This is a genomic window from Terrimonas alba, assembly GCF_042434975.1.
GTDB classification, from domain to species: Bacteria; Bacteroidota; Bacteroidia; order Chitinophagales; family Chitinophagaceae; genus Terrimonas_B; species Terrimonas_B alba.
Genome location: NZ_JBHMQM010000001.1, coordinates 677523 through 689721, shown reverse-complemented (window position 1 = coordinate 689721; position 12199 = coordinate 677523). Strand labels below are relative to the sequence as shown.

Below are 12199 nucleotides of genomic sequence, written 5' to 3'. Positions count from 1 at the left end.
GGATGAGTCGTAAGGACTATTAAAGTTTTTGTCCTATGCTGGCGCTGTCGTTTGCCGGCACATTTTTACGAAACAACATAACATAGCCACAAAGATTTTTCTTTTTCTTCTTGTTGACCTGCACCGGTTTCATCATATGAAATTCAGACAACTTGGGGATATATGAGTAAGATATAACGTTGCCATCTACATCGCCCCATCTTTTTTGTTGAAACACTACCTGCTTTTCGTCCCAGTCAAACATCCTCACTTCATATAACCTGGATGTGTAGTCGCCAATAAAAACAAATTGATACCAGCTGCCTTGCGTAAGGGGAACAATAACAGGCATTTCAAATTCACTTTCCATAGCAATGGATGCTTCTTTCAATAAAACAAAGCCATCTTTTCCATAAAGAGTTTTGAGACTATCAACCTGTTTGCTTATCAGGCCATCTTCACAAGATTGCAGTTTTATATCCTGGGCAAATGAAAACAGGCTGCAAATGGTGGCTATCAGTGCTAAGGAAAATGTCTTAATCATAGTGGGATGCATAGGGAAATTGGATTGCAATAAAAATACAATGCAATTTCAGGAGTTAATAATTTGTGAGTAGAAATGATCTCATTTAAGGGCATTTTCCTCGTAAAACCACGGCAAATTTGAGACCAGTAATCAGGCAGCGACGGAAAGATCAGTAGTAATGTTCCTAATAAATTCTTAAATCAGTGGATTCCCCTAAACAGGTTTGTTTCTGAAGAAATAAAGAGCGTCGGCCTGTTGTGTACAGGTGATCACCAGGTCGTTTATACAAACATGCGGCGGCAGCGTTGTGCAATAGTAAATTACATCGGCCACATCATTGGCAGATAAAGGTTTTATTCCGTCGTAAACACTTTTTGCTGTAGGCTGGTCACCTTTAAAACGAACCATCGCAAATTCTGTTTCCGCAGCTCCCGGGTGAATGGCAGTTACCTTTATGTTATGCCGCAGCAAATCAATTCGCATCGCCTGGTTGAGTGCATCTACCGCATATTTGGTAGCACAATACACATTTCCTTTTTCATACACCTGTTTACCGGCAACAGAGCCCATGTTGATGATATGTCCCTCTTTGTGTGACGCCATCAATTGGGAAACCGCTTTTGCCACATACATGAAACCTTTTACGTTGGTATCTACCATGGTATTCCAATCTTCCAAATCAGCTTCTTCAAAATAATCGCGGCCAAGGGCCAGGCCGGCATTGTTAACCAAAACGTCAATTTTTTTCCATTCTACGGGAAGTCCCGCAATAGCATCGAAAACTTCTTTTTCATTTCTGACATCGAAAGGCAGAAGCAGCCCGGCGATATTATATTTTCTTTCGAGAGAATTGCACAGCTCCTGCAAGCGATCTTCACGCCGGCCGTTTAGTATCAGGTCATAACCATTTGCAGCAAATTTTTCAGCGCAGGCTTTTCCAAAACCAGAGGTAGCTCCCGTGATAAAAACAATCTTTGGCATGCGGCAAGTTAAGAAAGTTTAAGGGTTTAATGGGGCAGCAGGAGTGAACATTGAACGTCTTAAACCAATTGAACTGCTGAAACTTCTTAAAGCTTTACCTGATAAGTGTAACCGTGCCTTTTAGAAATATGGGTTTGCCGAGATAATCGATAGCACTTACCATCCATACGAATACATTGCTGCCCTGGAGTACGCCGCTAATTTTTCCATCCCATCCCTGTTCATTGGTAGTAGTACTAAATATCATTTGTCCCCAGCGATTGAAGATGCGGAAGTATTTGATTTGCTGAACACCTACTGCAATAGGCCGGATCACGTCATTTAATCCATCCCCGTTAGGCGTAAAGGCGGTGGGAACAAAAACGTAGGGGATTGTTTTAAAAATTTTTACTGTTACGAACGCAGAATCGGAACAGCCTGCTTCATTAAAAACCTCGACGGTATACCGGATTGTATCAACCTGTTCATAGGTGGCAACAGGATTTTTTATAGAGTTGCTGTTAAGTCCGGTTGACGGTGACCATAGATACCGGGCACCTCCCTCTGCATTTAACTGTAATGGTTGGCCGATCACCACCATGGTGTCATTGCCTGCGAAAGGAACTATTTTAGGTAATACATTTATCAACACGGTATCATATCCGGGTTTAGGACAACCTTTGTTATCATGGGAAGAAAGTATATAGGCTGTTGTACCGAAAGGATAAGCAATCGGATTTAAACTATTCGGATTAGATAAAGAGTTGACGGGAGACCACGTGAATGAAGTACCATCATGCGAGCCGTGGAGGTAAGCCGGGGTATTATAGCAGATAATTGAATCAGGCCCCGCATTAGCAACCGGGTATGGCACCGTTCTGACAATAATATTTGCCGTTTCGGAACAGCTTCCAATTCTTGCCAACACTTCATAGCTTGTTGAGGCGGTAACTGGTAATACAGTTGGATTTTGTGTTGTTGGATCACTGATGCCAGATGCAGGTGTGGACGTCCATTGGTACTGAAGACCGTCGCTCATAACATTTAGCTTCACTGAATCAGTTCGGCAGATAACCGTGTCCGGCATAGGATTAAGTGTAACGAACCTTACCACACGTACCCGGACGGTGTCCGTGTTAATACATCCCTGTTCATTCAATTCTACCGTATAGGTAGTGGTGGTGGTAGGGTTAACAGTCGGCGTAGCTGTATTGGAATTAATCATTGACGTTGCCGGTGTCCAGCTAAAAACACCTGTGCCGGATGCCTGTAACTGCAAATTATCAGGCACGCATATCAGTGTATCGCGAAAAGCCAGTGTAATGGGTGGCTTCGTTATCACCCGCATTGTTTTTATTAAAGTATCGAGACAACCTTTGCTATTACCGACTATCAGTTGAACATTCTTGGTGCCGGTGTCCGCAAAAGTCCAGTTTGGATTTTTTGTCGTAGATGTGTCAGCATTGGTTGTATTGTCACCAAAATTCCAGTTCCATTTGTCTACAACACCGTAATTAGTGGTGGTTCGGTCAGTAAACAACACAGGGTTAGTAAGACAGATCCCATCAGAATTAAATGCAGGGAAAAAGCCGGGCCATACCCGCACGATGGCCGTAGTGGAATCCGAACATTCCTGGTTACGATTCGTGACTAATTTAATTGTATAATCGCCAGCTGTGGAGTAAGTATGTGTCGGGGTTTTTAAAGTTGATGAGTTATTAGCTGCTCCGCTTCCAGGGTCTCCAAATTCCCAGTAATACGAATTGATCATAGGACTACTGCTAAGATTATTAAAAGTGAGTGTGAAGCCATCGCAGGAAATGTATTCAGGATTCAATTGTGCTTTGGCAATATCACATCCACCGGCTTTTATTTGCAGATCTTTTCGCTGAACAGCTATAACTTTTCCGTCCCTTATTTCACTTACACAAACCGTCACAACGTAGATTCCTTCGACGGGAGATTTTCCGGAGATCAGACCAGTGTTAGGGTCAATGGTAACACTTTGCCCCAACGGAGCCGTACTACTAAAGGGAAAGCTATACCTGACTGATGAATAGGGAGGTCCAACCGGTGGATTGGGTGCTGGCGTATTAGGACCCCCATCATTTCCGGTTTGGCCGCCACCCAGGTAAGCATTACAAAATTCGTAACGAAGCACATCACTCGGATCTTCATCTACCGCCGCAAAACTATAGGTGAAAGGATAGCCACCGCAAACAATAACAGTATCCTCTCCGATAAATTTTGCACTATTATTTTTTGGGGCATCGACTACAACATTTGTACCTGGTATGTCAGCCGTATAAGTAGCACCCTGGCCCCCTGATGAAGTCAGGTTGCTGATGCCGTTAATCCGGCAGCAACGCTGATAAGCAATGGTATAACCTCTTTCGGATGCGGGGAGGGAAATGTCAAACTCATAATATCCAACTTCATAACAAACTGTTGGCGCATTGGTAATACACGGTCCGGGCGTCTTAAGCTGAAGCCTTTCCGTTTTGGCCTTCGGAATACGTTGATTATATACAAGAGTATTGGTCGTCCTGTTGAAAATACCGATAGCGGCATTATCATCAAGTTGCGCTCCCGCTGAAAAGCAATCCCTGTATAACTTTAAAGTAACATGATAACGATACAGCCCATCTGCTGTCATACCGGTAAAGCTGTAATACATTTCACCACCGGTAATATGCTCCGCCCATGAAATTTTGGATAAAAAAAAGGTGGCTAATATAAGTAGTAGACGTTTCATGGATTGGATCAGGGGCGGTTCATATCATGTAAGAACTCCTTAAGTATAATATTGCTTTTTGTGGTTTCTTCCAGCATGCCCATATGCCCCGATTGATGCAAAATATGAATATACGATTTTTCGGGAAGGTGTGTTAGTGCCAGGCTATCCTGGAAGGGAATGGCATTGTCGTGCTCACCGATGACAAATAGCACCGGCAATGATGTGGTTTTCAATAAGTCTGTTGTGTCCGGTCTGTCCATCATGGCTTCGTAGTAAGAAACGAGTGCAGGGGCAGAAAAGTTGTTCAGGCCACCTATAAATTCGTCGACTATTTGCGGTGTTTGGTCTTTGGTAAAGGGCGAAAATAGATTAGGTGTGGTGCTTTGGAGAAAAGTAAATGCCCCATTTTTATTAATGAACTCAATTCCTTTTTTGCGGGTGGCCTTTTTTTCTTCGCTATCAGCATAGGCCGTTGAATGAAACAATCCAAAAGCTTTCAGGTATTGGGGGAACTTCTTTGCAAACGCTAAAGTAATGTATCCACCCATGCTATGGCCGATCATTACCAGGGGCAGATCTAACGCTTCTGCGTCGATAACAAGTTTGACAATTTCTGCCAGTCCTTCCATACTCATATCCTCAAGCATACCTGACTGGCCGCTGCCTGGCAGGTCCGGAACAATTAATAAAAATTCATCTTTTAAAAAATCAACCTGGCGCTGCCATACGTCACCGTGTTCACCAAAGCCATGGATCAACACCACTGGCTGTCCTTTACCAAATAATCTATAAAAGACTTTTTTATCACGGACGATTATTTCTTTGTTCATAAAAGATGATTTGAAGTAATGGCCACTTATTTTTTAATCCTGCTGAAAATGGGTACGGCTATCGTCAACAACAATAACAAAATTGCAACAACGGTTGCCGCACGTGAAAGAATATCTCCATGTCTTACAAAAAATGTTTGCCTGCTATCAACAGGGATTGTCATTTTTATGGAGGCTTCTGTATCCCATGGCTGAGGGTTGATAACATTGCCCAGCGGGTCAATAAAGCAACTGATGCCGGTATTGGCACTTCTCGCTATCCATTTTCTTGTTTCAATGGCACGCAGCCTGGCGTAACTCATATGTTGTTTGTAACCCGGTGTGTTGCGCCACCATCCATCGTTGGTAATGATCGTTAAAATATTAGCGCCCTTCCGTACATATTCTGTGATGTAATCGCTATAGATACTTTCGTAACAAATAATAGGTGCGGCTTTAAAATGATTATCCCACGGCACAAAAACTTTTCTTTCTGAATCTCTGCCAAGCGTACCACTTATGCCGCCAAAATCTTCAAACCATTTGCCCATGAAATTTAGAAAGGAGGGCAGCGTTTCTACCCCCGGAACCAGTTTTGCTTTATGGTATAACTGGATACTGGTATCTTCTTCAAAGAAGGCAGCCGTATTAAAGGCATCGTAATAGGTTTGGCTGGTAGGTTCAAACCTTGCTGTCTTTGGCGCTTTCTTTTTATCAGGGCCATAATTTTTATAACTATCAATGCCCGTTAGTAAACTTACAAATGGATGCCGGTGAAGAAAGGACCACACAGGATAATAAAAGAAATTAGTCTTTATCTGGTCTTCCCACACTTGTGCCGGGATCGCCGTTTCGGGCCAAACAACCAGGGAAGTATTTTTATCAATTTGTTTTTCAGATAGGACCACCAGTTTCTGGATCTGCGATTCGATGGAACCCGTGAATTTTTCAGTATAAGGATCAATATTAGGTTGGACAATCACCACATTTTTTTTAGCGGACGCTATTTCTTCGCCCGCAATTTTTTTCTCCTTGCTCAGAATAATTCTTGAAAATAGTATAGGTACAGTTATTAAGACAATCCAAAATGCCAGGGTGATATAATAGCCCTTTGTTTTTCCTCCTTTACTGTATTGCGAAAGAATGGAGTAGGCAATGATATTGGTGAGCAATATCCAGAGACTACCACCGGTAGTGCCGGTGTATTGATACCATTGCACCCATTCGGGATGAGTAGAAAATGAATTACCTAATGTGAGCCAGGGCCAGCTTAAATCCCAGTTGTGATGAATATACTCAAATGTCAGCCAGAAAATAATTAATGAACCATATCCTATCCATTGGCCAAATTGTCTCTTGCTGAAATAGAATAGCAACCAGGGCACGCACATGATAAGACTATTGGCAATAAATGCTCCAATGGCGCCGGCTGGACTGGCATACCATATCCACCAGGTCGTAGTAATATTCCAGATGAGCATTTGAAGGTAAGTAAGACCAAAGAATTTTTTCCAATTGTCGCTATTATCTTCAATCCATAATAGTGGCACCCACGCAACGAAGATTAAAATTGTCACCGGCGACGTGGGCCATGCAGCCCACAATAGAAGACTTCCTGAAAGAGCGGTAAGGGAATTGGAAAAACGTTTCACAAAAGTTTATTTCTGTAAAAATAGTTTTTGTGACTTGCAGTGCAAATAAATCAAAGGCTTATGCCTTTATAATAACATTTGCGCTATTTCCTGCCAGCTATACACCCGTCTGTGACGTCCATTGTCTGCATGTGCATTGTGCGGCTGTGTAAATAGTATGCTGGTGTGGCCTTTGAAAAAATCAAGATTCTTAAAATGATCATCGATCATTATATCAGCTTTCACAATTTCTTTTGATCCGCAGAAAACCATTTGCTGCCAGGTGATAAAGGGAAAGTGCTCATTTAACCAGGCTTGTTTTTCAGTGAGGCTCAATGGAAATTCAGTCGCAGCCGATACTATAAAAACTTCATACTTTTCATTCAGCCGCGTCAATACATTCTGGCTGTCTTTAATTACTAAAGCGGTACGGAAAAAATCCCTGGTATGCAGGTGCTTTTTTGAATTGGGGAAAGCGGCGAGTTCGGGAATACCCATTATTTCTTCTACCGTCTTCCTGATGCCGCTTTCTCTTTCTTCCCATGTGATAAATTGCTCAACAGTGTCGGATAAAACACCATCCATGTCGACCGCTATTCTTTGCATGAACTTGTGAACTTTTAAACTTTAAACTTATTTCCTGCTGTAGTTGGGAGCTTCTTTTGTAATTTCTATATCGTGTGCATGACTTTCACGCATACCGGCGTTGGTGATCTTTACAAAGGTTGCATTCTTTAAATCGGTAATGCTATTAGCACCGCAATAACCCATACCGGCCCGAAGACCACCTACATACTGATATACTACTTCCTTCAGCGTTCCTTTATAAGCCACACGTCCTTCTATACCTTCCGGTACGAATTTTTTTACATCATCTTCAGGATCCTGGAAGTAACGATCGCTGCTACCGGTTGCCATAGCGCCCAATGAACCCATGCCACGGTATTCTTTGAATTTTCTTCCTTCGTAGATAATTGTTTCACCCGGACTTTCTTCCGTACCGGCAAAAATACTTCCCATCATTATACAATCGGCCCCTGCTGCCAGGGCTTTTACCATATCACCTGTATAGCGAATACCACCGTCTGCAATCAATGGAATGTTTTTTTGTTTGAGCACAGAATGTGCTTCCATGATAGCCGTCAACTGCGGCACACCTGCGCCGGCAACGATCCGCGTGGTACAAATTGAGCCGGGTCCAATACCAACTTTCACCGCATCTGCACCAGCATCAGCTAATGCTTTTGCACCGGCAGCAGTTCCCACATTTCCAGCTATTACATTTATTTTTTTAAAATTCTTTTTTACCATTTTTAATGCATCGATTACCCCTTTACTGTGCCCGTGTGCACTATCCAATGCGATGATGTCAGCACCCACTTGCTGTAATGCAGCCACACGATCTAAAAAGTCTTTAGTGATACCTACACCGGCGCCAACCAGCAACCTTCCAAACTGATCCTTTAATGCATTGGGAAAGCTATAAAGTTGCAGTATGTCACGATAGGTAATAAGACCAATGAGCTTTCCTGTTTTATCAACAACAGGCAGCTTTTCAATTTTATATTGGCGTAATATTTTTTCAGCTTTTTTCAGGTCAGTTCCTTCGGGAGCGGTGATCAAATTTTCTGAGGTCATTACCTCGCTTACCTTCATCTTCGCATCTGTTTCAAAACGCAGATCCCGGTTGGTTAAGATACCCGTGAGTTTGCCTGTTGCATCAATAATGGGGATACCGCCGATTTTATTTTCACGCATCAGCTTCAGGGCATCGCCGATCGTTGCGTTCTCCAGTAAGGTGATTGGATCCAATATCAAACCACTTTCGCTTCGCTTTACTTTTCTCACCTGGCCTGCCTGCTTCTCGATGCTCATGTTTTTATGCAAAATTCCAAGACCTCCTTCACGGGCCAATGCAGTAGCCAGGGAAGCCTCTGTTACTGTATCCATTGCTGCGGATAAGAGAGGAACATTTAACGAGATCTCTTTTGTCAGACGGGTTTTTATTTCTACATCACGGGGTAGTACCTGGCTATAGCCGGGCATCAACAATACATCATCGAACGTTAGACCTTCACCAAAAAATTTAGGGGATTTGCTCTTCTGAGCGGGGGAAATTCTTGTTGCCATGTGCAAAGATAGGGCAGTGGCCGATTACATGCCAAATTTTTGTAGTAAGCACTGAATTGTGAGGTTGTAAATCCCATGAGCAAAAGTCAATTGGAGCGTTTTTCTTCCCGAAAATTAATTACAATCAATAATTGGAAATAGATAGTAAATGCATTACACTACTCACCTTACCTGATGAGTGTTGTTGTTCCTTTCTGAAAAACTTTTTTCCCCGTGTCGCGATGAGTATATTCCAAAAACCAAACATATACGCCGGTAGCCTGTAGCAGGCCTCCGATCTTTCCGTTCCATTTTTCCTGCCAGTTTCGTGAAGAAAATACCAATTGTCCCCACCGGTTATAAACTTTGAACTGCAGATTATCTGCTTTGATGGCATTGGTAGGATAAAGAAAGTCATTCAAACCATCACCGTTTGGTGTGAAGGCAGTGGGAACGGCTATGAAGCAATTGTTAAGTACCCTGATCGGTTTACTGATACTGTCACTGCATCCTATCGGGGTATTGGATGCAACTAGTTTAATTATATATGTAGTTTCAATATTGGTATTGGGAAAATAATATGGATCGGGTGTTTGCAAATTACTTGTTCTTAACAGACCAAAATTCCATCTCCAGGTATCAATAAGCCCCGTGCTTGTATTTTCCATGATCAACGGATCTTCAGGACAAATGATGTCAGGCATCTGAAAGTTAGCTGTCACTTCATTGTCTAAAGTGAGTGTAATAGCAGAAGTATCGCTGCAAATATTATTTGTAACAATCAGTTGGATGGTGTTTGTACTGGTAGCCGGAAAAATTAAACTGTGCGAACGGCTAGTGGCGGTTTCGGTGCCATTAAATAACCAATTCCATTTTGTTACCCCATGTGCGCCATCATGTGAAAATGTCAGTGTATCCTTCCTGCATCCCATTTCATTGATATAGGTAAATGCAGCGGATACTGTATCAGCTGTGGTGAATGAAACCGGAAGTGGCTGAATGATCTTGCCGCATTCATCTCTTACAGCGCCTCCATTAACACTTAGTTTCGGTATTACTGTATATGATCCTTGTGTGTAAATGGGTTGATCAAATGTGACGATGATAATATCACTTAATCCGTCTGTGCAATTATTGCCCATAGCACCAGTAATATTGACTGGGGTTGGGCCGGTTATTGAAAAGTTTGTTCCATCAGCTGCAATTGTGCTGCAATCAATTTTTTTGCTGAAATGCAATTTGATGGAATTCGGTGCACAACCTGCAGCACCAACGCTGTCAATGGGGATCGGTTGTGGGATGAAAAAACTAAACGGTGTTGGTTCGGCAACAGGAATTGCTCTTTCACAGTTGTCAAGGAGAGTATTATCATCAGGCCCGTCATTGATAACGAGTTTATAGTCGCCGGTGGTGAGCGGCCCAGCCAGGGTGAGTGTTATTTCATCAAAGTCAAATGATGATGAACAGTTGGCTGCAACAGCAGAAACCACCGTGGTCACGGCAGGTACAATACTGAATTCACTGCCAGAAGCGGTGAGGCTATTACAGCGCATTTTTTTGTTTAACTTAAGAACGATCTTGCTACCATCACAAGAAGGTGTTGCCTTTTGTAAGTGGGGTTCTGTGGGATCTGTTATAACCGCAGTGCCACCGCCAAATGATAATGAATAACCACTTTGTGAATCTGTAAAGTGGCTTACCAATAAAATATATTCATGTCCCGCAATGAGGTTTGGCATTTTGGCAAATCTCGGTTCATTGCCTGTATAAGATGATGCACATTGAATGGTGGCGCTGCCGTTTGTTGAAGTACCTGTTGTACCGGGATTGCCAGCCCAGTTACCGCTAACAATTATGGTTTGATTGCTAAAAACTTCGTCAGGGTCCAGACCAGTTACATCATAAAGTTGCCAGTCGTAGTCGTCTGCCAGGTCTTTCGGAGTTATGATAAAGCCCAAAGTGCCGGATGCATAACAAGTAAATTTATACCAGAACGGATTTTTATTTGCATAATTGGCACCTCCGCTTCCCGAGCAACCCGGAACAAATAAACTGGCCGTGCTGCAGATAGGCACATTATTCTGTTCAAAAGTCGTGGTACCGCAGACCGGGAAAGCGGTTTTGGGAGTTTGTCCCAGGGTAGTACAATCTTGTCCTAAGGCGGTAGATCCATAGAGACAAAGGATAATGATTGTAAGCAGTACATGTCCTGGCTTCACTGGCATAATTGAGAGGCGTAAAATAGTAAAAATCGGGCTTATGTATTGACAATAAAACAGCTAATTACGTTGCCTCCAGAAAAACTTTCAGGCAATCTGATACACTTTGCCTGGTAAAGACAGTACCACGTTTTGCAATTCAAGATTGAGGATGGCGGCAGCGACCGAACTGCTGCTCAAGCCGCTTTTCAGGTTTATTTCATCAATATGAACTTGTTCTTTTTCCCGCAAAATGCCAATGATTACTTTTTCATCATCGTTCAGCTCAATAAATAGTTCCTTCTGTTTTTTGGGCTTTGCAGACCGGGATGATACTTCATCCCAGCCCATCAATTCAATCAGTTCCAGCGCATCGGTAAGCAGGATAGCTTTGTTATTTTTGATAAGATAGTTACAGCCAGCACTCTTTGCATCGGTTACTTTGCCGGGAAATGCAAACACATCTTTGTTATAATTATTCGCCAATTCAGCCGTTATCATACTTCCGCCTTTTGCCCCGGTTTCAATTACAATTGTTGCATCACTAAGCCCGGCTACAATACGATTGCGGGTAGGAAAATTATGCTTGTCAGGTTTGGTTTTACTTCTGAATTCAGTCAGCAAACCGCCGCCAGCTTTAATCATTTCCTTCGCAAGACCGGTATGTTGCAATGGATAAACCTGGTCTAAACCATGCGCCAGCACACCGATGGTTCGGAGATTATTTTTTAGTGCTGCCTTATGCGCAATCGCATCAATGCCATAAGCAAGGCCACTAATGACCATCACATCCTGTTCGATCAATTCTTCGATTAATGTTTCTGTTATTTGCTTTCCATAATCAGTATGGTTTCTTGTGCCGATAATGGAAATAATTTTTTTATGATTTAGATCGGCTTCGCCCTTATAGAATAAAAGAGTGGGAGAGTCGTAACAATTCAACAATCTTTCCGGGTAACCTTTGTCAGCAATAAAAAGTGCTTTGATCTTGTATTTTTCAATAAAAGCTATTTCTTCTTCCGCCTTCGAAAAATCAGCAAATGATTTGATGGATTCGGCTCTGACGGAGCCGATACCTTCCAGTTTCTCTAACTGGGATTTTTTTGCTTTGAAAATTTCCTGCACATCAAAATGCTGCAACAGGATCTTGGCCTGTACAGGTCCGATATTTGGAACAAGTGTTAATGCAAGTTGGAAAAGCAATTCAGCCATAATGTTATTGTCTGCATCAAATATAATTTTTTGCGACA

At 42.5% G+C, this 12199-nt stretch carries 9 protein-coding genes; all 9 read right to left on the bottom strand.

The window, feature by feature from the left end:
• Positions 1-19: 19 nt before the first annotated feature.
• The gene (locus ACFEL9_RS02760; RefSeq protein ID WP_385885928.1) at positions 20-523 is read right to left on the bottom strand and encodes a hypothetical protein; all 504 of its coding nucleotides are present in this window, start codon (positions 521-523) and stop codon (positions 20-22) included.
• Positions 524-718: 195 nt separating this feature from the next.
• On the bottom strand, positions 719-1486 hold the full coding sequence (locus ACFEL9_RS02755; RefSeq protein WP_385885927.1) for an SDR family NAD(P)-dependent oxidoreductase: 768 nt from the start codon (positions 1484-1486) through the stop codon (positions 719-721).
• 94 nt (positions 1487-1580) lie between these two features.
• Complete coding sequence (locus ACFEL9_RS02750) at positions 1581-4220, bottom strand: PKD domain-containing protein (RefSeq protein ID WP_385885925.1); 2640 nt, start codon at positions 4218-4220, stop codon at positions 1581-1583.
• Between the two features lie 8 nt (positions 4221-4228).
• Positions 4229-5032: an alpha/beta fold hydrolase gene (locus tag ACFEL9_RS02745; RefSeq protein WP_385885923.1), complete on the bottom strand. Its 804-nt coding sequence runs from the start codon at positions 5030-5032 to the stop codon at positions 4229-4231.
• A gap of 26 nt (positions 5033-5058) precedes the next feature.
• Positions 5059-6663, bottom strand: coding sequence for an apolipoprotein N-acyltransferase (gene lnt / locus ACFEL9_RS02740; RefSeq protein WP_385885921.1), 1605 nt, complete (start codon positions 6661-6663; stop codon positions 5059-5061).
• A 66-nt stretch (positions 6664-6729) separates the two neighbouring features.
• A complete protein-coding gene (locus ACFEL9_RS02735) occupies positions 6730-7248 on the bottom strand; it encodes a 5' nucleotidase, NT5C type (protein WP_385885919.1) in 519 nt (172 codons plus the stop codon).
• A 27-nt stretch (positions 7249-7275) separates the two neighbouring features.
• Positions 7276-8772 carry an IMP dehydrogenase gene (gene guaB, locus ACFEL9_RS02730; protein ID WP_385885918.1) on the bottom strand — a complete coding sequence of 499 codons (1497 nt, stop codon included), beginning with the start codon at positions 8770-8772 and terminating at the stop codon, positions 7276-7278.
• Between the two features lie 167 nt (positions 8773-8939).
• A complete protein-coding gene (locus ACFEL9_RS02725) occupies positions 8940-10976 on the bottom strand; it encodes a T9SS type B sorting domain-containing protein (protein ID WP_385885916.1) in 2037 nt (678 codons plus the stop codon).
• Positions 10977-11057: 81 nt separating this feature from the next.
• Positions 11058-12161, bottom strand: coding sequence for a DNA-processing protein DprA (gene dprA / locus ACFEL9_RS02720; protein WP_385885914.1), 1104 nt, complete (start codon positions 12159-12161; stop codon positions 11058-11060).
• Positions 12162-12199 lie beyond the last annotated feature (38 nt).

Bases quoted from the DNA above. Each gene is read 5' to 3' on its own strand.
- dprA (WP_385885914.1), bottom strand. From the start codon at position 12,161: ATGGCTGAATTGCTTTTCCAACTTGCATTAACACTTGTTCCAAATATC.
- guaB (WP_385885918.1), bottom strand. From the start codon at position 8,772: ATGGCAACAAGAATTTCCCCCGCTCAGAAGAGCAAATCCCCTAAATTT.
- ACFEL9_RS02760 (WP_385885928.1), bottom strand. From the start codon at position 523: ATGATTAAGACATTTTCCTTAGCACTGATAGCCACCATTTGCAGCCTG.
- ACFEL9_RS02750 (WP_385885925.1), bottom strand. From the start codon at position 4,220: ATGAAACGTCTACTACTTATATTAGCCACCTTTTTTTTATCCAAAATT.
- ACFEL9_RS02745 (WP_385885923.1), bottom strand. From the start codon at position 5,032: ATGAACAAAGAAATAATCGTCCGTGATAAAAAAGTCTTTTATAGATTA.
- ACFEL9_RS02735 (WP_385885919.1), bottom strand. From the start codon at position 7,248: ATGCAAAGAATAGCGGTCGACATGGATGGTGTTTTATCCGACACTGTT.
- ACFEL9_RS02725 (WP_385885916.1), bottom strand. From the start codon at position 10,976: ATGCCAGTGAAGCCAGGACATGTACTGCTTACAATCATTATCCTTTGT.
- ACFEL9_RS02755 (WP_385885927.1), bottom strand. From the start codon at position 1,486: ATGCCAAAGATTGTTTTTATCACGGGAGCTACCTCTGGTTTTGGAAAA.